18 protein-coding genes are annotated in these 20960 nt (G+C 62.5%); 9 read left to right on the forward strand and 9 right to left on the reverse strand.

Translation table 11 applies throughout. The features are described from left to right. Positions 1–46: 46 nt before the first annotated feature. From folE2 to K3819_RS29065, 6 genes are read left to right on the forward strand one after another with little or no spacing between them, the layout of a single operon-like run. A complete protein-coding gene (folE2, locus tag K3819_RS29040) occupies positions 47–943 on the forward strand; it encodes a GTP cyclohydrolase FolE2 (protein WP_085612443.1) in 897 nt (298 codons plus the stop codon). Continuing rightward, on the forward strand, positions 940–1608 hold the full coding sequence (locus K3819_RS29045; protein ID WP_085612444.1) for a metal ABC transporter ATP-binding protein: 669 nt from the start codon (positions 940–942) through the stop codon (positions 1606–1608). Before folE2 ends, K3819_RS29045 begins: the two co-directional genes overlap by 4 nt. After that, positions 1608–2474 (forward strand): metal ABC transporter permease, encoded by an 867-nt coding sequence (locus K3819_RS29050; protein ID WP_085612445.1) that lies wholly within the window; start codon positions 1608–1610, stop codon positions 2472–2474. Before K3819_RS29045 ends, K3819_RS29050 begins: the two co-directional genes overlap by 1 nt. 11 nt (positions 2475–2485) lie before the next feature. Then, entirely contained in the window at positions 2486–3361 is an 876-nt protein-coding gene (locus tag K3819_RS29055) for a metal ABC transporter substrate-binding protein (RefSeq protein ID WP_221398371.1), read from the forward strand. Continuing rightward, a complete protein-coding gene (locus tag K3819_RS29060; protein ID WP_085612447.1) occupies positions 3358–3918 on the forward strand; it encodes a carbonate dehydratase in 561 nt (186 codons plus the stop codon). The genes K3819_RS29055 and K3819_RS29060 overlap by 4 nt, the downstream gene beginning before the upstream one ends. Before the next feature lie 3 nt (positions 3919–3921). After that, complete coding sequence (locus K3819_RS29065) at positions 3922–5259, forward strand: dihydroorotase (RefSeq protein ID WP_221398372.1); 1338 nt, start codon at positions 3922–3924, stop codon at positions 5257–5259. Positions 5260–5296: 37 nt separating this feature from the next. Here K3819_RS29065 and K3819_RS29070 read toward each other — a convergent pair whose 3' ends face one another. Next, a complete protein-coding gene (locus tag K3819_RS29070) occupies positions 5297–5815 on the reverse strand; it encodes a DUF3617 domain-containing protein (RefSeq protein ID WP_007954220.1) in 519 nt (172 codons plus the stop codon). 146 nt (positions 5816–5961) lie between these two features. On the opposite strand from K3819_RS29070, the gene cls reads away from it, so the two are divergent. After that, positions 5962–7401 (forward strand): cardiolipin synthase, encoded by a 1440-nt coding sequence (gene cls / locus K3819_RS29075; RefSeq protein WP_085612449.1) that lies wholly within the window; start codon positions 5962–5964, stop codon positions 7399–7401. Positions 7402–7403: 2 nt separating this feature from the next. Here cls and cfaB read toward each other — a convergent pair whose 3' ends face one another. From cfaB to hflK (K3819_RS29100), 5 genes are all read right to left on the reverse strand, one after another. Beyond that, the gene (cfaB, locus tag K3819_RS29080; protein WP_039765033.1) at positions 7404–8591 is read right to left on the reverse strand and encodes a C17 cyclopropane fatty acid synthase CfaB; all 1188 of its coding nucleotides are present in this window, start codon (positions 8589–8591) and stop codon (positions 7404–7406) included. 177 nt (positions 8592–8768) lie between these two features. After that, positions 8769–10676: a heavy metal translocating P-type ATPase gene (locus K3819_RS29085; RefSeq protein WP_221398373.1), complete on the reverse strand. Its 1908-nt coding sequence runs from the start codon at positions 10674–10676 to the stop codon at positions 8769–8771. Beyond that, positions 10673–11731, reverse strand: coding sequence for a protease modulator HflK (gene hflK, locus K3819_RS29090; protein WP_064600576.1), 1059 nt, complete (start codon positions 11729–11731; stop codon positions 10673–10675). Before hflK (K3819_RS29090) ends, K3819_RS29085 begins: the two co-directional genes overlap by 4 nt. Further along, positions 11728–12774 carry a protease modulator HflC gene (gene hflC / locus K3819_RS29095; RefSeq protein ID WP_085647127.1) on the reverse strand — a complete coding sequence of 349 codons (1047 nt, stop codon included), beginning with the start codon at positions 12772–12774 and terminating at the stop codon, positions 11728–11730. Before hflC ends, hflK (K3819_RS29090) begins: the two co-directional genes overlap by 4 nt. Further along, positions 12771–14717 carry a protease modulator HflK gene (hflK, locus tag K3819_RS29100; RefSeq protein WP_221398374.1) on the reverse strand — a complete coding sequence of 649 codons (1947 nt, stop codon included), beginning with the start codon at positions 14715–14717 and terminating at the stop codon, positions 12771–12773. Before hflK (K3819_RS29100) ends, hflC begins: the two co-directional genes overlap by 4 nt. Positions 14718–14927: 210 nt before the next feature. Between hflK (K3819_RS29100) and lpdA the strand changes: the two genes are divergently transcribed. Continuing rightward, a complete protein-coding gene (gene lpdA / locus K3819_RS29105; protein ID WP_221398375.1) occupies positions 14928–16328 on the forward strand; it encodes a dihydrolipoyl dehydrogenase in 1401 nt (466 codons plus the stop codon). A 37-nt stretch (positions 16329–16365) separates the two neighbouring features. Here the strand turns inward: lpdA and K3819_RS29110 are convergent, their stop codons facing one another. Beyond that, on the reverse strand, positions 16366–16839 hold the full coding sequence (locus K3819_RS29110; RefSeq protein WP_085647129.1) for an Lrp/AsnC family transcriptional regulator: 474 nt from the start codon (positions 16837–16839) through the stop codon (positions 16366–16368). Positions 16840–16983: 144 nt separating this feature from the next. Here K3819_RS29110 and K3819_RS29115 point away from each other — a divergent pair, with 144 nt between their 5' ends. Next, entirely contained in the window at positions 16984–17607 is a 624-nt protein-coding gene (locus K3819_RS29115) for a LysE family translocator (protein WP_221398376.1), read from the forward strand. Positions 17608–17609: 2 nt separating this feature from the next. Here the strand turns inward: K3819_RS29115 and K3819_RS29120 are convergent, their stop codons facing one another. After that, the gene (locus K3819_RS29120; protein ID WP_221398377.1) at positions 17610–19748 is read right to left on the reverse strand and encodes a hypothetical protein; all 2139 of its coding nucleotides are present in this window, start codon (positions 19746–19748) and stop codon (positions 17610–17612) included. After that, a complete protein-coding gene (locus tag K3819_RS29125) occupies positions 19735–20928 on the reverse strand; it encodes a DUF3142 domain-containing protein (RefSeq protein ID WP_221398378.1) in 1194 nt (397 codons plus the stop codon). Before K3819_RS29125 ends, K3819_RS29120 begins: the two co-directional genes overlap by 14 nt. Positions 20929–20960: the final 32 nt, after the last annotated feature.

The following is a 20960-nucleotide window of genomic DNA, read 5'->3' on the forward strand; positions in this document are numbered from 1 at the left end:
TTGTTATAATGTAACATTAAATTCAATCACCATGATGGAACTGCTCATGAACGCGCTGACTTTGCCGGATGTCGCGGCTCAAGCCGCCCGCCAGGCCCTGCCTCTCGAATGGGTGGGGATGTGCGGCATCGCATTACCTGTGTTTATCGAAGGCCAACGCCTGGCTGCCAAAGCGGATGCAGGCGTCAGCCTGGATGATGGAGACGCACGAGGCATTCACATGTCGCGGCTCTATCTGGGGCTGGAAGCGCTAGAGCAGCAGAACCTTTCTCCCGCCCTTTTGCGAAAAGTTCTGCAGCGTTTTCTCGATAGCCACGAAGATCTGTCCGAAGCCGCCTATCTCAATATCCACACCGATTTACTACTGAGAAGGCCGGCATTGATCAGTCCTTTGGCAGGATGGAAATCTTATCCCGTCACTGTTTCAGCCCACCTGAAAAGCAAAATGTTCCACGTGGAACTGAAAATGGAGGTGGCTTACTCGTCGACTTGCCCGTGTTCTGCAGCATTGGCGAGGCAACTGATCCAGCAACAATTCATCGACGACTTTGCCAACAAGCCACTGCAGCACGCCGACGTGTTGGCGTGGTTGGGTTCGACCCAAGGCATCGTGGCCACACCTCACAGCCAACGCAGTACCGCACAGCTGCATCTCCACCTGGATGAATTCGTCGACGAACTACCGCTGACGTCCATCATCAACGACGCCGAAGCAGCCCTCGGCACCGCCGTGCAAACCGCTGTGAAACGCGCCGACGAACAGGCCTTCGCCCTCGCCAACGGCCAGAACCTGATGTTCTGCGAAGACGCTGCTCGACGCCTGAATCTGGCCCTGCGTCGTTCAGCCGGTATCAGCGAGTTCCACGTCCGAGTCATCCACGCCGAAAGCCTTCATGCCCACGATGCGGTCGCCGAAAGTCACTGGCGCCGGGAGCAGCCATGATTCGTTGCCAGAACCTGAGCTGGGGAACACCCGGCCAACCGCTCACTGCGCCTCTGAACCTTCGGCTGGAAAGCGGCAGCCTGACCGCAATCATCGGCGTCAACGGCAGCGGCAAAAGCAGCCTGCTCAAAGTTATCGCCGGATTACAGCGACCGCTGGCCGGCAAAGTCGAACTGGGTGTTCCACGCCAAAGCGGTTTGTCCTTCCTGCCTCAGCAACAGCATCTGGATCGACAGTTCCCGATCAGTCTTCAAGAGTTGGTGGCCGCCGGTTTCTGGGGGCGACGACTGTCATCGCAACTCAGGGCCCAGCGTCTCGAATCCGCACTGGAAGACTGGCATCTGAGCGGTCTGGAGCATCGTCCCCTGATGGCTCTCTCCGGCGGAGAACTGCAACGCGCCCTGCTGGCCCGATTGAGTCTGGTCGACACTCCGTTGCTGCTGCTCGACGAACCCCATGCCGCGCTCGACGAACTGGGGCAGAAACTGTTGTGGCAACACCTGCACGCCTGGCATGAGCAGGGACGAACCTTGGTCGTGGTTTGCCATGACCTTGCCGCCGTGCGCCAACACATTCCACAGACCTTGCTGATCAAACAGAACGGCTGCGCATTCGGCAGCAGCACCGACCTCATCCAGCAAACGCCTCACACGCAGGTGGCTTGATGCTGACGCTCAGCCATTTATGGCAGCCGTTCCACGAGTTCGTCTTCATGCGCCGGGCCCTGCTCGGCGGTCTGGTCCTGGCGTGCAGCACGGCGCCACTGGGCGTGTTTCTGATCCTGCGCCGGATGAGCCTGATTGGCGACGCCGTTGCCCACGGCATCCTCCCTGGCGCCGCGTTGGGGTTCTGGTTCGCCGGGCTGAGTCTGCCGGCGCTGACCCTCGGCGGACTCGGTGCCGGCCTGAGCATGGCCGGACTCGCCGCGTGGATCACCCGCCGTACCGGCCTGCGCGAAGACGCCAGCCTCGCCGCGATCTATCCCATCTCACTGGCCAGCGGCGTGCTGATTCTCGGCATCGCTGGCAAGCGACTCGATTTGCTGCACCTGCTGTTCGGCTCCGCTTTGGCGGTCGATGGGCCGACCCTCAACGGCATGCTGTGGGTGTCGGCACTCAGCCTGATGGCCATGGCGCTGATCTACAAACCCTTGCTGCTCGACACCCTCGATCCGTTTTTCCTGCGCACGGTCAGCCGACTCGGCCCCGTCGCCCATGGCGTGTTCCTGACGCTGGTGGTGCTCAATCTGGTGATCGGTTTCCAGGCGATCGGCGCCTTGATGGTAGTCGGCCTGATGATGCTGCCCGCCGCCGCTTCACGCTTCTGGAGCCGACGCCTGCCGGTCCTGATTGCCATCGCCGCGCTCATCGGTTGCGCATCGGTATGGCTCGGCCTGTTGCTGTCGTTCTACTACTCGCTGCCCAGCGGACCGGCCATCGTGCTGGTCGCCGGTGGCGGTTACCTGTTGTCCGTGGTGTTCGGACCGGTGCACGGTCTGTTGCGCCGCCCGCCTTTGCTCACATCCCAATGAGGTGTTTCCCGATGCGCGCTCTACTCGTGCTGTTCAGCCTGATGCTGTCGATGTCGTTATCGGCGGCGGAAAAACTGCCGGTGGTCACCAGTTTCAGCATCCTTGCCGACATGGTGCATCAGGTCGGCGGCGAGCATATCCAGATCACCAACATGGTCGGCCCTGACGCCGATGCCCACACTTACGAACCGACGCCGGATGACGCCAAGGCCCTGCTCAAGGCGAAACTGATCGTCAAGAACGGGCTGGGCTTCGAGCCGTGGCTGGATCGGCTGGTCGCCAGCACCGACACCAGAGCTCCGGTAATCAGCGCCAGTCGCGGCGTGATTCCGCGCTCGCTGGATGAGGACGGCGAAACCGTCCCCGACCCTCACGCCTGGCACAACCTGGCAAACGCCGAACTGTACGTCGCCAACATCACCAAGGCGCTGATCGCTGCTGACCCGACAAACAAAGCCGACTACGAGCGCAACAGCCAGGCCTACCTGAAACAGATCTACGCCCTCCTCGCCCAGGCGAAAACCAAGCTCGGTTCATTGCCGCCGGGTAACCGCAAGATCGTCACCAGCCACGACGCCTTCGGTTATCTCGGTCAGGCCTACGGCATCGACTTCATGGCGCCACAAGGTCTGTCCACCGAACGCGAACCCTCCGCTGCCGAAGTCGCCGCGCTGATCACCCAGATTCGCCAGGCCAAGGTCAAAGCGGTGTTCATGGAAAACATCAAGGACGCACGCCTGCTCAAACAGATCGCCGACGAAAGCGGCGCACACATCGGCGGCACGCTGTACTCCGACGCCCTCGCCACCAGAGGACCGGCCAGCACCTTCACCGGGCTGTTCGAATACAACCTCAACACCCTCTACGAAGCCCTGAGCCAACCATGATTCGAAAAAATCCTTCCGGTGATTTGCCGCAGATTGCCGAGTCTGCCTACGTCGATAAAACCGCGATCATCTGCGGCAAAGTCATCATCGGTGAAAACGTGTTCGTCGGCCCGTACGCGGTGATCCGCGCTGATGAAGTGGACGCCACGGGCGAGATGGAACCGATCACCATCGGCGCCAATTCGAACATTCAGGACGGCGTGGTGATCCACTCCAAATCCGGCGCGGCGGTGACCATCGGCGAATTCAGCTCTATCGCCCACCGCTCGATCGTGCACGGCCCATGCACGGTCGGAGACCGGGTGTTCATCGGCTTCAACAGCGTGCTGTTCAACTGCGTCGTGGGCAATGGTTGCGTGGTGCGGCACAACTCGGTGGTCGACGGCCGGGACCTGCCGGACGCGTTCTACGTGCCCTCCACCACCCGCATCGGCCCGGGCACCGACCTCTCGCAATTTCCGCCAGTGAGCGTCAGCGCTTCGGAATTTTCCGAAGACGTGGCGCGCACCAACGTCGACCTGGTGCGCGGCTACAAAGCCTTGCAGAACGAGTTCTGAATCATGAGCAGTGTGTTGATTCGCAATGCGCGGCTGGTGAACGAGGGTCGTGAATTCGACGCCGATCTGTTGGTCAGCCACGGGCGCATCGTCAAGATCGCCGGCAGCATCGAAGGTGAAAACGCGACCCGGGAAATCGACGCCAACGGTCAATGGCTGCTGCCGGGAATGATTGACGACCAAGTGCATTTCCGTGAGCCGGGTGCGCCGGCCAAGGGCAGCATCCACACCGAGTCCCGTGCGGCGGTGGCCGGCGGCATCACCAGTTTCATGGACATGCCCAACACCAACCCAGCCACCCTGACCCTTGAAGCGCTGGCCGACAAAAAGCGCCGGGCAGCAATCAACTCGGTGGCCAATTACGGTTTTCACTTTGGTGTCAGTCAGGACAATCTGGACACGGTCGCGGCGCTGAATCCGAGCGAAGTGGCGGGGGTCAAAGTGTTCATGGGCGCGTCCACCGGCAACATGCTGGTGGACGACCCGCACACCCTCGAGCGCCTGTTCGCTGAAGTGCCGACGATTCTGCTGGCCCACTGCGAACACACCCCGAGCATCGAGGCGAATGCCGCGAACCTGCGCGAACGCTTCGGCAACCAACTGCCGCCCGATGCCCACGCGCAGATCCGCAATGCCGACAGCTGCTTTCGTTCATCGTCTCTGGCGGTGGATCTGGCCAAACGTCATGGCACTCGCCTGCACGTCCTGCACCTGACAACGGCCCGCGAGCTGGCGTTGTTCGAAGAAAAACCGCTGTCGCAAAAACGCGTCACCGCCGAAGTCTGCCTGCATCACTTGCTGTTCGATGACCGTGACTATCCGAACCTTGGCAACCTGATCAAATGCAATCCAGCGATCAAGTCCCAAGCCGATCGTGATGCCTTGCGTCAGGCACTGCTGAGCAATCGACTGGACGTGATCGGCAGCGATCACGCACCGCACACCTGGGCGGAAAAGCAGCAAGCGTATGAACAGGCTCCGTCTGGACTGCCACTGGTGCAACACGCGCTGCCGGCGCTTCTGGAACTGGTGGCGGATGGCGTATTGCCGATCACCACGCTGGTGGCGAAGACCAGTCACCGGGTGGCGGATCTGTTTGCCATTCCGGATCGCGGTTATTTACGTGAAGGGTATTGGGCGGATCTGGTGTTGGTTCAACCGGAGCCTGGGGGTGTCGCGGTGTCCCGCCAACCGGTTCTGTCGCAATGCGGCTGGACGCCGTTCGCTCAGCGCAGCTTTCGGCATCGGGTCAGCACGACGATGGTGTCGGGGCAGATCGCGTGGCATGACCATCGGATCCATGACAACTGTCAGGGATTGCCGCTGCGGTTCATGCGCTGAAAAAAACCGCCTCCACTCGATGTGGAGGCGGTTTGATTTACGCTCTCGGTTTGACGGTGCCGCAATCCTGCCCCAGCCAGACCGCCCGGGTTTCCAGACTGCCCTTCTGGTTGATCCCGATGGCGTTGAAAGTGCCGTTGGCGACGGTGGTGAACTCACGATCACTGAGGAACGTCGCGACGCCGGTGCCCTGGGCTTTCGGGCAACTGAAGCGGAATTTCCACTGGTTGCCGACGCGCTCGGTGATCTGCTGTTTGCAACCCGACTGCGGGTCCGCCAGCGGGATATCGTTGGTTGCTACCTGCTGTGGCGTCAGGCAGGCGCGGATGCCCTTGCCACCGATGTTGATCCCCTGCTTCTCCAGTTCCGCCCGCTGCTGCGGGGTGATCTGGCCCTGAATCTGACCGAGGATCGATTGCACATCCATCACCTGATCATCGACCTTCACATTGCTCGACGTCATTTCCCACAACCCCGGCTGCAGCATTTGCGCCTGAGCAACCACCGGCAAGGCCAAACCCAGGCCCAGCGCCAAACCCAGCAGACGAACGTTCATTGAAAAACTCCTGATCAGTAGTGGCCGTTAGACGCCGGCCGCCTGTTTCGGTTCATGGCGGGCGCTGGCGTCTTGAAAACAAATAGCGACAATCGCCATGGAACATGGTCTGTTAAGCATTGAATCTTCAGGAGCAAGGTTGCCCCATGGATTATTTCGGACCGCACATTTTCGGTTATCTGATCGCCCTGATACACACCCTCGGCTCGATCGCCGCGATCCATGCCGTGTTGACCGTCCGCACCGCCCAAGGCTCGATCGCCTGGGCGCTGTCGCTGATCTTCATTCCCTACCTCACCCTCATTCCTTATCTGGTGTTCGGCCGCAGCACCTTCGATGGCTACATCAAGGCCCGCCGCCAGGCCAACGAACAGATGCGCCTGGCGATTTCCGAGCTCAACTGGCGGCCCTGGGTGGAAGAGGCCCTGACCGCCCGGGCCTCGAATGCTTACGACTCGTTGCGCGCAATGCCGAAGCTGGGGCGCATGCCATGCCTGGCCAACAATGAAGTGCGATTGCTGATCAATGGCGCGGCGACCTTCGAGGCGATTTTCCACGCAATCGACCAAGCGCGGAAAGCCGTACTGATCCAGTTTTTCATCATTCACGACGATCGCCTCGGCCAGCGTTTGCGTGACCTGTTGCTGAAGAAAGCCGCCGAAGGTGTGGTGATTCATTTGCTCTACGACCGCATCGGCAGCCACGCCCTGCCCCACAGCTATGTGCAGGCGCTGCGCGATGGCGGCGTCGAGGTCAAGGCGTTCGCCACCCGCAGCGGCTGGCTCAATCGGTTCCAGGTGAATTTCCGCAACCACCGCAAGATCGTGGTGGTCGACGGGCTGATCGGATTTGTCGGCGGCCACAACGTGGGCGACGAATACATGGGTGAAAAACCACCGCTGGCACCGTGGCGCGACACTCACGTCCAGGTGCGCGGCCCGGTGGTGGCGTGCATGCAGGAGTCTTTTGCCGAAGACTGGTTCTGGGCCGCGCGGTCATTGCCGCCGCTGATCCTGCCGGACGCTTACCCGGATGAAGGCGTGCTTTGCCAATTGCTCGCCAGCGGCCCGGCGGATGCCTACGAAACCTGCTCGCTGTTCTTCGTCGAAGCCATCCACGCCGCCGCCGAGCGCGTGTGGATCACCAGCCCCTACTTCATTCCCGACGAAGCCGTATTCGCAGCATTGCGCCTCGCCGTATTGCGCGGGGTCGACGTGCGCCTGTTGCTGCCTTCGCGCCCCGACCATCGCATCGTCTACGCCGCCTCCAGCCTGTATGCGTTCGAAGCGGTACGCGCCGGCGTGCGGGTATTCCGCTACGAACCGGGGTTCCTGCATCAAAAAGTGGTGTTGATCGACAGCGAGATCAGCGCCATCGGCAGCGCCAACCTGGACAACCGCTCGTTCCGGCTGAATTTCGAGGTGATGCTGCTGACCGTCGACAGCGAATTCGCCGCCAGCGTGGAACAGATGCTCAACGATGACTTCGCCCAGGCCTACGAAGTCGCCAAAGAAGAAAGCCGGGAGATCCACCGCCTGCAACAGGTCGGTATGCGGATCGCCCGGCTGATTTCACCGATCCTCTAGGTTCAAGGGTGGTAGATGTCGTCCCTCGTCCACGGCAGTTCATGGCTGCCATCGGCATGGGCCTTCACGGCGAGGATCTGGTGCAGGTTGATCCAGCCGCGAGCGAACGCATAAGCGCAGCCTGCCAGGTACAGACGCCAGATACGCAGCGCCTGATCCGGCACCAGTTTCGCGGCGGCTTCAAGGTTGTCTTCCAGCCGTTCGCTCCAGTGGTCCAGGGTACGCGCGTAGTGCAGGCGCAGACTCTCGACATCGACGATCTCCAGACCCGCTTCGCTGATCTCGGCCGAGATCATCGCCAGGTGCGGCAGCTCGCCGTTGGGGAACACATATTTCTCGATGAAATCCCCGGCGCCGCGCCCCACAGGGCGGCCATCGGTGTGCTTGGCGGTGATGCCGTGGTTCATCACCAGACCGCCCTCTTTCACCGCGCCAAACAGGGTTTTGCAGTATTCGGCGAGGTTGGCGTGGCCGACGTGCTCGAACATGCCGACGCTGACCACTTTGTCGAAGCGCCCATCCTGGGGCAGATCGCGGTAGTCAAGCAGTTGCAGTTCGATCTGGTCTTCCAGACCTTCAGCTTTGACCCGCTCACGGGCCAGCGCCAGTTGCTCTTTGCTCAGGGTGATACCGAAGACCTTGGCGCCGAACTCTCGGGCGGCATAACGCGCCAGTCCGCCCCAACCGCAACCGACGTCCAACAGATAGTCGCCGGGCTGCAGGCGCAGCTTGCGGCACAGGTGCCGGAACTTGGCTTGCTGGGCTTGCTCCAGGGATTCGCTGCCGGTTTCGAAATATGCGCAGGAATACGCCATGTCGCTGTCCAGCCACAGTTGGTAGAACGCGTTGGACAGGTCGTAGTGATAGGAAATGGCTTTGGCGTCGGTTTCCTTGTCATGCACGGTGCGCACCGGCTGACTGTCTTCGTCCTCGTCGAGCAGCGCCGTGCTCAACTCATCGCACACCCGGATGACCTCGCTGATCGAGCCCTCCAGTTCGAGTTTGCCCTCGACGAACGCCGCCCCCAGCGCGTCGAGACTTGGATGGGTCAACTGGGACACCATCAACGGGTCCTTGACCACGATGGTGACACTGGGCGTCGGGCCCAGATTGAATTCATGGCCGTCCCAGAGTCGCAGGCGAAGCGGAAGCTGCAGATTCTGTAAGGCCGGTGGAAGTTGCGCGAGCATGGAATATCCCCCTGGTTTCAGACGTCTGATCTGAGGGTAGACCATCCTTGAAAATTAGCAGGCTATCGATTTGATAGTCGCCGACTATCAGCCTCAGAGGCTATCATCGCGCTGTCATCCCTGGTTCAGTGCGCCTTCTCAAATGACTGCGAGAGCGGCGCACAGTTCGAAAATTGATCAGTCCGACGCTTTCAGCTTCAGCAGTGGTTCCTGAAAACGCAGCAGGCGTCCGGCATTGCCCAGCACCAACAGCGTGCTCAGGTTGTGCAGCAACGCGGCGATCATCGCCCCCGCCGCACCGAGCCAGCCGAAGGCGGCGAAAACCACGATGGCCAGCGTCCAGCCCAGGCCGATGATCACGTTCACCTGCAAGGTCCGTCGGCACTGGCGGCTCAGGCGCACACAGGTGCCGAGCCGACGCAGGTCGCTGCCGATCAGCACGATATCGGCGGATGCCAGCGCAATATCCGCGCCGCCCGCGCCCATCGCCACACCCACGACACCCGCCTTGAGCGCCAGCGAATCGTTGATCCCGTCGCCGACCACCATCGGCCGAAAGCCGTTGTCGATTTCCTTGAGCACTCGATTGAGTTTGTCTTCGGGCAACGCCTGGGCTTCGACTTCGTGCAGGCCGACATCCTTGGCCAGTGTCTGCGCGACGCTTTGCCGGTCGCCGGTCAACAGCAGTTGCCGCCCCAGCCCGAGGTCACGCAGTTCACTCAGCGCAAATCGTGCTTCCGGTTTGACCGTGTCGGCCAACAACAGCCAGGCAAGGAATTCTCCGTTCAATGCCAACCCGGCAATCGGGCCATCGTGGTCGGGGATGGCGGTGGTCGGGATGCCCAACTGCGCAAACAGCTCCGGACGCCCGAGCGCTGCTTCGCCTTGCGCAGTTCCGGCGACCACGCCCAACCCCTGCCGCTCATGAATATCGGTCAGCACCAGCACCTCTTCCGCGCTGACCAGTCCGGCCAGCGCGCGGCTGACCGGATGGCTGCTAGCCGCACCCAGGCTTGCAGCCAGCGCCATCACCGACCCGTGATCTGCTCGCGGGCTGTTGATCGACTGCAAGCGCAGCGTGCCGTACGTCAGGGTGCCGGTCTTGTCGACCACCAGCGAAGTGAGATCGGCCAGCTCCTCAAGGAACGCAGAACTGCGGATCAGAATCCCGTGCCGCGCCGCCACCGCCACCCCGGCAATCGCCGTGGCCGGCGCCGACAACACCAGCGCGCATGGGCATGCCGCCACCAGCACCGCGAGCATCGCCTGCGCATCGTTGGTGATAAACCAGGTCACCGCCGCGAGCAGCAACACCAGCACCATGTAGCTGCCGGCATAACGTTCGAGCAACCGGGTGATCGGTGGCTTGGAGCGTTCGGCGTTCTGCATCAGCGCGATGACCTTGCCGAGGGTGGATTCATCCCCGGTACGGGTCACTTCGATTCGCAGCAGCCCGTCGAGGTTGATCGCACCGCCGAACACCGCCATGCCGACGCCCGCCTCCATCGGAACCGACTCACCGGTGATCGACGCTGTATCGAGGCTGGCCTGGCCGGACAAAACCCGACCGTCCGCCGGCACTCGATCCCCGGCGCGCACTTCGACTTTGTCGCCGGCCTTGAGCGTGCCGTTGTCGACTTCGATGATCGAGCCGTCCGCCTGCACCTTGCGCGCGTGGCTGCGGGTCAATTGGCCGAGGGCATGAATCGCTTCCTGGGAACCGATCACACTGCGTTCTTCCAGCACGTGGCCGAAGATCATGATGATCGGCAACAGCGCCGCCGTGAGCAGATCGCCCGTGGCCCAGGCCCCGATCATCGCCAAAGCGATCAACTGATCGGTGATGCCGTGCAGGCTCGGATAACGCAGGCTGAACCACGCCGAACGCATTACCGGCACCGCGACTAACAAAGAAGCAAATCCGAGCAGCAACTGACTGACGCCCGTCTGTTCCGGCATCAACCAGCGCCAGATCAGCCCCAGACCGAGCAAGCCGAGGGCGAGCATCGCCAAGGTCAACTGGCGCGCGGCGCGGCGTTGCTCGGCCGAGGACAACAGGCTCGGTGCGGTGGTGGTGGCAGTCATTTGCTGGCTCCCTGAATGATCAGGCGTGAATCGTCTTTCGGATCGACCGTGGTGACCGAGCCGGCCTGACCGAGAATCTTCGGCATCCGCTCGCGGTACAGACGCAACAGCATTTGCGGGTCCGTGCCCTGCTGTTGCGCCTTGGCCAGGCTCAATACCGTCGCCGTGTCGGCGGAGGCTTTGGCCAGGCGCTCACCGGCCTGGGCGTGGGCGACTTGCAGCGTGCGGTCGGCTTGCTCGTTGGCGGACTGAGTGAGCTTCTCGGCCTCGGTGCGGGCATTGGCGACCGCTTTGTCGGCTTGCTGGCTGGCGGTGAGGACCGCGTTGAACGCACTCACCGCCGGCTCCGGCAGACTCGATTGCACATCGACCCGCGCCACTTCGATGCCGATGCCCTGACCGCTCGCCTTCAACTCGGCCAGACGTCGATTGATGCCTTGCACCAGATCGCCACGTAACCGTTCGCGACGTTCGGCCGCCTGATTGTCAGCGCCGATCAACTCCGGCCGCGCCACCAGAATCGTGTCCAAGTCCCGCGCGGCCGTCAGCGCCACCGCGCTGCGTGTCACCAATCGATCCAGCGCCGGTAGCACGTGCTCGCCTTGCAGCACGAAGTCATAGGGATCGGTGACCTTGTAGAACACCCGCACATCCAGCTGCACCACACCGGCGTCACCAGTGAGCAGATAACCGGAACCGGCCAGCGCATCACTCAGCGGCGTGGCGAAGGTTGCCACGCGATCCGCCTGCAGGGCCTGATCGCTGCGCAGCAAGTTTTCCACCCTGCGCTCGATCACCCGATCCGCCGCCGGCAACAAAACCACCTGTTCAAACGGCTGCGGCCAGGCCAACAACAACCCGGCATTCTGAATGCGATCCAGCGCTCCGAAATGCAAAACCACCGCTCGATTTTGCGGGTCGATCTGCCGGACATTGGAAAATGCCCAAGCCAATGCCGCGAGCACGGTTACCGCATACAGCGCGAAAAACGCCAGACGTCCCGCTTGAATCCACGGACTGTTCAGCGAATGTGTTCCACGTGGAACTTCATTCATGGCTGCGATCCGCTTTTGTTGTCGAGATTCGGCGGACCGTCGACCAACACCCGGAACGGCGCGGCGTCGGTGCGCAGGATCAGTTTGGTGTCTGGCGAAACGATGGTGCCAAGGGTGTCCAGCGAGCGCAGCAAGTTGTACAGCTGCGGTGAGCCGGCGTAAGCGCGCCCATAAATCTGCGCCGCTTCTACCCGCGATTGGGCTTCGATATCGGCAGCTTTCACCGTGGCATCGGCTTGCACGATTCGCGCATCGCGTTCGGCGGCGGAGCGGATTTGCGCTGCCTCTCGCTTGCCGATGGCCGTGCGCTCGGTGGCGATGGTTTCACGCTCGGCACGCATCCGGTCAACCGTTGCAGTGAGGGTCACCGATGGCAATGTCAGCCGTTCGATGCCCACCTGCACCACCCGCACGCCGTAAGTGGCGAGCAGCTGCTGATCGATTTGCTGGCGCAGCTGCGCTTCAAAATCGGCGATGCGTACCTGGCTGGCATCGGTATTCACCAGATTGGCCAGATCGAAACTGCTGGCCGTGGTTTCCAGTGCCGAGCCGACAAACGTCCGGATCTGCCGCGCCGCTTCGTCCGGCTGGTTCTGCACGGCGCGCATGAAGCGCTGCACGTTGTCGGGATCGCCCTGCACCTGCCAAGCCACGTACGCCTGAACGATGATGCGCAAACCGTCGCGGGTGCCGACATCCTGCAAGCCGCTGGAGGTCGTGCGCAAACGCAGATCCACCGGAATCGCCGCTTCGAACGGCGCCGGCCAGCGCCAGCTCAGCCCCGGTTCCAGTAGCACGCGGGACGGATTGCCGAAACGAGTGATGACCGTGGCTTCACCGGAACGCACTTGCACCAGACTCGCCGCCGCGATGGCGAACGCCACCAGCAACGCTGCCCAGCCCATGCGTTTCCACGGAAAAGGCCCCGCCTCTTCCGGCGCACCGTGATGATGGTGATGATGCCCGTGATGGTGATGACCGCCGCCATGAGCATGATCGTGGCCGCTGTGGTCATGGTGATCGTGAGTGTGCGACTGGCTCAATGGGTGGCTCCTGGCTGAGCGGTGGTGCGCGCCGGATCTGCCGGCAGCGTGAACGTACGCAGGTCGATGGTCGGTGCGTTACTGCTGCCGCCCAGGCGATGGTCGAGTACCAACAGTTTGGCTTTGCTCAAACCCTGGCTGAGTTGGCTGAGATATTGCTCCAGCACGAAGGCTTGGCCGGCGCTGGCGTAGGCTTTTTGTTCGGCGCTGAATTTCAGATCCGCCGCCCGGGCCGTGGCGTTGATTTCATGGGCGTTGGCACTGGCCTGATCCCGAGCGAGGCTGGCCTGCAACTGCGCTTGGTTACTCGCTTCGGCGGCAGCGCCGCGCTCGCGGGAGATCAACGCCTGAGCGCCGATCTGCGCCGCTTGCACGCTGTGATAGGCGTTGGCCGCCCCGGCCGGCGGGTGTATCGCTTCGACCACCGTGGCGAGAATTTCCACGCCGCTGTCGAGTTTCTGCAGATCGCTTTGCACGGCGCGGCCGATTTCTTCGGCGAGTCCGGTCCTGTCCTCGCCAAGCAAACCGTCGAGTGTGCGCGAGGCAAAGTCATGCACCAGAATCCGGCTGGCGGTGCTGCGGATCAGCGTCGGCACATCGGCGCTGTTGTAGGTGGCGGCCAGTGCGGCTTGATCGCTCAGGCCGATGCGGTAGACGAAGCGCACGTCCATGTTGACGATCTGAAAGCTCTGCTGATCGCCCCGACTGCTGGCGATAACCTGAGACTTGTCATTGACGTGACTGGCGTCCCACAAACGGTTGGCGGTGAGTGGCGCCGGGCCTTCTGCCGGATCCAACTGCACGGGTGCCGGGTTTTCACCGACGCTGGTCGCCAATTCATGGACCACGCCGTTCTCGACATTCAGCACACGCCCCAACGGCCAGGGCAAACCCGCATGCAGCCCCGGCCCGAACACCTGCACCGGTTTGCCGAAGCGCTCGTAAATCCCACGGTTTTGCATCGGAATTTCGTGAAGGCCGGTGAGCAACCAGCCCACCGTTGCCACCAGCACCAACACCGGCAAGAACGCCCGGCGCATGTAACTGAAGGCCCAGATCTGGCGCAGATCGATGCCGAAGCGGTTGTGCAATTCGTGCTGCAACGCGAGCAGAGGTTGTGGCGGCCAGCGCAGCAGATCGGCGACGAAACTGCGGGCCAGCAGCACCGGTTCGAGTTGTTCGCGGCGCGGGCTGAACAGCGACAGCAGCGCACGCAACAACAACTCCAGGGCAACCAGTCCCGGCAGAATGCCGATCAATACCGCCAGACGCACCGGCCAGATTGCACTGTCACTGGCGAACAACAGGCACAACGCGCCCAGCACCAGACTGAAGATTGCCACTCGCGTCAGCTGCGCCAGCGCTCCGGCCTCGGGCCATTGCGCCGGATTTTCCTGGGCCAGCTGTCGCTCCAGCACCAGCAGACAGAACGCCAAGAGCAACGCGATGGCCGCACCGACCGTGGCGGACACCCCCACACCCGCCGCCGGCAGCGTCAGATTCCACGTCTGTTCGATGCTCAGCAGCACCAGCAACGACCACCCGCCAAGCCACAACGTGGACGCGCCGATCTGCCCGAGCAGATGCAGACTGCGCTGGCTCATCCGATCCAGCAGCCGCTCGTACCAGCCGTCCGGCGCAGGTTCTTCAGCAACCGTCACCGGCACCACGGGATTGATCACCCGCGCCCGCCATTGCGTCACCCACCACGCCGATTGCAGCCCCGCCACCAGCACCAGCAGGGCCGCGCTTTGATTGACCAGCAGCGCAGGCCACAGCGATTGCGGCGCAAACAGCCCGACAAAAAACGCCAGCACCCACCCTGCCCCGGCCAATGCACCCAGACCGATCGCCAGGCGACGCAAACGTCGGCCCTGCGTTGCCGCTTGCTGAAAGCGCGGCAACCCGGTCACCGGCGTGGCTTCATCCAGATCGACTTGCATATCCCCCCAAACTCTTTGGCTCACTGCACATATCGTTACGATATAACGAAAGTCGTGAAATATTTGTACTCATTTGCATCATTCAAAGATGGGCAACCTGTCGCTTGCCTGAAGCCTTGACCGAAATGTCTGGAAACGCACATATTACGTTCGTAATTTTTAGCACGAACTACTTTTACCGATCCGCATCCTTCAGCCAGGAGTAAGAGCATGAGCAACTATGACGTGGTGATTCTGGGCGGTGGTCCCGGCGGTTATAACGCAGCGATCCGCGCCGGCCAGCTGGGCCTCAAGGCCGCGTGCGTCGAGGGTCGCGCCACGCTGGGTGGCACCTGCCTGAACGTCGGCTGCATGCCGTCCAAGGCGCTTTTGCATGCGTCAGAGCTCTACGAAGCGGCGCTGGGAGCGGAGTTCGCCAACCTCGGCATCGAAGTCAAACCCACGCTCAACCTTGCGCAAATGATGAAACAGAAAGACGAAAGCGTGAGCGGCCTGACCAAAGGCATCGAATTCCTGTTTCGCAAGAACAAGGTCGACTGGATCAAGGGCTGGGGCCATATCGACGGCCCCGGAAAGGTCAGCGTGACCGGCGATCAGGGCAGCCGGATCGAGCTGACTGCCAAGGACATCGTCATCGCCACCGGCTCCGAGCCCACTCCCCTGCCCGGCGTGGAGATCGACAACAAGCGCATCCTCGACTCCACCGGCGCGCTGTCCTTGAGCGAAGTGCCCAAGCATCTGGTGGTAATCGGTGCGGGCGTGATCGGCCTCGAACTCGGCTCGGTCTGGCGCCGACTCGGCGCGCAGGTGACGGTGGTGGAATACCTCGACCGCATCTGCCCCGGTGTCGACGGCGAAGCCGGCAAGACCCTGCAACGCTCGCTGAGCAAACAAGGCATCAGCTTCAAGCTGAGCTCCAAAGTGACCAGCGCCACCTCCTCGGCCAATGGCGTACAGCTCAGCGTCGAACCCGCCGCTGGCGGCAGCGCGGAAATCCTCGAGGCCGATTACGTGCTGGTGGCCATTGGTCGTCGCCCGTACACCCAGGGCCTGGGCCTGGAAAACGTCGGCCTGAGCACCGACAAACGCGGCATGCTCGCCAACAAACAGCATCGCACCGAAGCGCCCGGCGTGTGGGTGATCGGTGACGTGACCTCCGGGCCGATGCTCGCGCACAAGGCTGAAGACGAAGCCATGGCCTGCATCGAACAGATCGTCGGCAAGGCCGGTGAGGTCAATTACGAGCTGATTCCCAACGTGATCTACACACGGCCGGAGCTGGCCAGCGTCGGCAAGACCGAAGAGCAACTGAAGGCCGAAGGCCGGGCGTACAAGGTCGGCAAATTCCCGTTCACCGCCAACAGCCGGGCGAAGATCAATCACGAGACCGAAGGCTTTGCCAAAGTCATCGCCGATGAACGCACCGACGAAGTCCTCGGCGTGCATCTGGTCGGCCCGAGCGTCAGCGAAATGATCGGCGAGTTCTGCGTGGCCATGGAATTCAGCGCCTCGGCCGAAGACATCGCGCTGACCTGTCACCCGCATCCAACCCGCTCCGAAGCGTTGCGTCAGGCGGCAATGAATGTCGAAGGGATGGCGACGCAGATGTAAGCACTGTGCGAATACTTCCCGCGCAATGCGGGAAGTATCAGGACGGCAGATGCCCCAGCGGCAATGCGCCGGGCGTTTTCACCGTGTGGATCGCAAAATTGCTGCGGATATCGCTCACCCCCGGCAGCTTCAACAGGCAACCGGTGAGAAAGCGGTCGTAGGCGCGCAGATCCGGCACCACCACTTGCAGCAGAAAGTCCGATTCCCCGGACACCAGAAATGCCGAAATCACCTCCGGCAACGCCGTCACCGCCTGGTGAAACGCCTCGGCCTGTTCATCGTTGTGCCGCTCGACCTTGACCCCGACAAACACCGTCAGCCCCAACCCCACTTCATCACGGTCCAGATTGGCCTGATATCCGCGAATCACCCCGGCCTCTTCGAGCATCCGCACCCGGCGCAGGCACGGCGATGCCGACAGGCCGATTTCGTCGGCCAGTTGTACGTTGCTCAGGCGTCCGTCCCGTTGCAGTGCGGCAAGAATCTTGCGGTCGAAGGCATCCAGTTTCATGGTTGGCAGATCCTGATGGTTTTTGCGGTGAAAGAGCGCAGATTATGCCAATCGAGAGGCCTTTAGAAGCTGACTACGCAACCACCTGCCCTGCCCTTCGGCCCTAGACTGAGGCGACCGAATCGACAACGAAAGGGGTGCGACATGGCAAGTCTCTGGCTGTTTTTCCTGGCGCTGGCAGTGGTCTTTCTGTTGCCCGGCCCGGACATGATCCTGCTGTTGCAGACCGGCGCTCGTCAGGGGCGCGGCGCAGCGCTGGCCACGGCGGTGGGTCTGGCCATCGCCCGAGGCTGTCATGTAGCGCTCGCGGCGTTGGGGCTGGCGGCGCTCTTCAAGGCGGCGCCGTGGACGTTCGATGCTGTGCGGATCGCCGGGGCGGCGTATTTGCTGTGGATCGGCATTCAATGCCTGCGCACCACGCTGTTGCCGGATCTGAACGCCGGCACCGTGACGGACAGTCATGCGCAGTGGTACGCGGCCATCCGTCGCGGCCTGCTGACCAATCTGCTCAATCCGAAAGCGTTGCTGTTCTGTTCGGTGCTGCTGCCGCAGTTCATCGTGGCAAATGGCGCACCGGTGCTGACCCAATTCGCCGTGCTCGGTGCGATGCTGGTGGGCGCAGGTCTGCTGTTCGACAGCGCTTACGCCCTGACCGGCGCCGCGCTGGGCCGCTGGCTGAAACACAGCCCGACGGCCCAGCGGGTGCAGCAGTGGCTGTTCGGCAGCCTGTTGATCGGCTTCGCCGTGCGCCTGACGTTCGCCCAGTAGGCTTAGGCTTTGCGGGCCTTGCGCCGGCGGCGAGTGATCAGCAGCAACGCCACAGCGCTGAAGGCCACGATCGCTCCGATCTGCACCGGCCACTTGTACGGCCGCAGTGTCGAACGCACCGAATCGGTCACCTGAGTGACGTAGCGCTTGTCAGCGTTTTCAAAATCCGGATAAGGGCATTGATGGCCGAAATCCACGGCCCACGGGACGTACGGCCCTTCATCGACATAGCGTTTGTACAACGCGCTCTGCTCTTCCAGGCTGCTGTTCCAGCCCGCCGCCGAGCACAACACAGCGGCGAACGCCTGGCTGGTGTGCGGCAGATTATCCGCCGCCCGGCTGGCCAGCGCCGTGGCGACAAAACGATAGTGATAACGCTCATCCGGCTGCGCTTCACTGGCCTTCTGACGTTGCACTTCGGCCTCGCTGACCAGCGGCCCGACTTTCAGCTCGGTGTTTTCAAGGCTGTAGTTGCCGCCGAAGGTCGCGTAATCCGGGGCCATTTCGTAGCCCAGGATGTCCATGCCCCACTCACGGGCTGTCCACGCAGCATTGAACAGTGCGCTGGCACGTTGGGTCGGCCACCACGCTGAGTCGGCCTTCAGGCGTTGCTCGCCATAGAGCCGGGCCTTGTTCTGCAGATCGGCATTGTCGAAATAACCGACCGCTTCTTCGTAGTGCCCCTCACGCAACAACCGCCGCCCCAGCAGATTGCGCAGGCTGGCGGCCACCGGCAGCGGCACGTAATTGTCGCGATCCTGCTGGCTCAGCGCGGGCGGTGCCGGCACGTTGGTATCGACATAGTTTTTCAGCTCCTCGACCGTCAGCACTCGCTCGGCCACGGTCGCAGCGTCGAACCAGTAAAGGTGCTGGCTGCGATACAACTGGTCGAAGGCCTGCAGGTACTCGCCACGTTGCAGCGCAAGGATCGCGCTCTCGCCCTCGACCCGGCATTTGGGCTGCACGGTTTCGAGATTCCAGTCGGCGGTGCGCCGCTCGCCCCAGGACTCCTCCTGCGGGAACGCTTGCGCAGCTTTCGCATAGGCCGCAGCTGCCGCGTTCCTGTCGCCATCGCGCACGGCCAGTTTTGCCCGCAGCCACCACGCCAGACCGCTGTCGCCAGCGTGTTCGAGGAACGCCTTGGCGCTGGCGTAATCGCCCTGTTGATAATTCATCGCCGCTAATCGATCGGCGTTATCGAGGCTGCCGCGGGTGCTTGCTTGCAGCGCTTTGACCAGTTTCTTCTCGTTCGGTGGCTCATCGCCGAACGACCAGCCGATCCGGCTGATCAGCGAGGCGGTCACCAGTTGCTGCACCGCTTCGCGGCGCAGCAATTTCGCCAGCCGATCTTCGGGCTCCTCGGCCAGTTCGTTCATCAACTGCTTCAGCGAGGTGTAACCGACGTTCGAGCCGTGCAGGTTTTGCGCGGCATACAGCTTGATGGCGTTGTTCCAGTCACCCGCCATGCGCAACGCCCGCGCCTCTTCGCCAAGGCTGGCCACGCCGAGTTCCAGCGGATCGCTGAAGCCGTCGATGCTCAGTTGCCGCGTCTGGCGGAAGGCGTCGATGGCGTTTTCCAAGGCTTCGAGCGCATCGCCCGCTTCGCTGCTCATGGCAAAGAACGCCCGGCCCAGCGAATACGCGGCCCAGGTGCTGCGCAACCCACGCTGATCGGCCGGCAGCGCCAGCAACTGGCGGAAATACTCGACCGCCAATTGATGGTCACCGGCGCCGAACGCCACGGCGCCCGCCACATACAGGCGCAGTTCCGCCGGCAGGCTCGCGCCCTGCACGTCGACCTGACGCGCGTCGGTCAGGCTGCGCAGGCGTTTGACCAGCGTTTGCTGTTCAGGCGTCAGGCCGATCTGCTCGGCCTTGTCGCGCACCTCGGCGGGTTCTGGCGTCTCGGCGTAGATGTCATCCGGATTGTGGGTGGCGGCGGTGACGTTCTTCAGCCCGGCAATGGTTTTGCCAAGGCGACTGATCTCGAACCTGAAGTTGCCCTCCGGCATTTGCGCCAGCGATTGCCCGCGATCGTCGAGCAGGCGCATCGGGAAGTCCGGGCCACAGGCCAGCGCCGAGCCCAGCGGCAGGCTGAGGCTCAGGCAAAGCAGATGGCGGGGCCAGTTACGGGTCAACATGCGAACCTCCTTGATCAATATTTGCGCAGCGTGCCCAACCGATCGCACGCTGCCCGCCCGCCGGCAATCGGCCCTCGCGCAGGCGGGTGAAGGTAAGCAGATCCGCCGTCTGTTGCAACACATAACCGGCGAGCGCGTCAGCCCCTTCGCAGCCCCGGGCCTGGATGGTGATGCGGGCGGGCCAGGCGCTGTCGAGGTTACCGACGTTACGCAGGGCAATGTCTTGCAGGCCATTCTGTTCGGTAAACACCACGCCGAGATGGCGGCTCAACGCATCGCCTCGGGCGACCGCACGCAGCGTGCTCAGACTCCAGGCTCGGCGGTCGTTAGCCAACGGCAGACGAAACCAGATCAGGCCGGCCAGATGCGCCGGGCGATCCTCGCGTAACTCATTTGCCAGCCGGCCCAGTTGTTGTGGATCGGCAAGCAATTCGCGGCGCTGGCCACCCCGTTCGAGCGGTACTTCGCTTTCCACCACCGGAGCGCCATCGACATCCGGCAACAGCGCCACGCCATAGGCCGGCAGCGCCAGATAAAACGGTTTGTCGGTCACTCGCCCCCAGGCCTTGGCCCAGCGCCGCGCCTGTTCGGAGTCGAACAGACCGCGACGCGGATCGCTGACGGCATGCACCTGCAACACACTGCTGTCGACGGTCGCCAGCAACGCCGGCAATTGCGGACTGTCGAGCCAGGCAGGTAACGCAGTGATGCTCAGGGGCAGATTGGCCGGCAATGCCGTACGCAAGTGAGCAAGGAATCCGGTGTAAGCAGGCAGGCGGGCATTGCCGGCGTCATGGTCGATCTCGATCCCGGCCAGGGTAAGTCCCTGACCTTGCCAGTCAGTGAGCACTTGGAGGATCTGCGCCGTGACCGCTTGCGGGTCGAGCGCCTTGAGCTGGCCGTCGAGGCGAATCACCGCAATCAACGGCCGGGCATCGCGTCTCAGCAACGCAGAATCGACGCGTGCCCGACTCCATCCGGCATTCGGGAACGCCTGCAACGCCAAGACCCGCAACGTCGAAAAGTCGTTGCGACTGTCATTCAGGGCAAGCTCATGGGCCGGCGTCCATTGCCGTTGCCAGACGTAAAGTTGCTGATCGAGTGGCACTGCGTCCTGTCGCTCACAAGCACACAGCAACAACACAGCCACCAGGGCGGACCACCCGATGATAAAGCGCATACCTTGCAGATCCCTGAGACATCAGGCTGCAA

It is taken from the genome of Pseudomonas sp. 3-2 (assembly GCF_019710535.1).
Taxonomy (GTDB): Bacteria; Pseudomonadota; Gammaproteobacteria; order Pseudomonadales; family Pseudomonadaceae; genus Aquipseudomonas; species Aquipseudomonas pharyngis.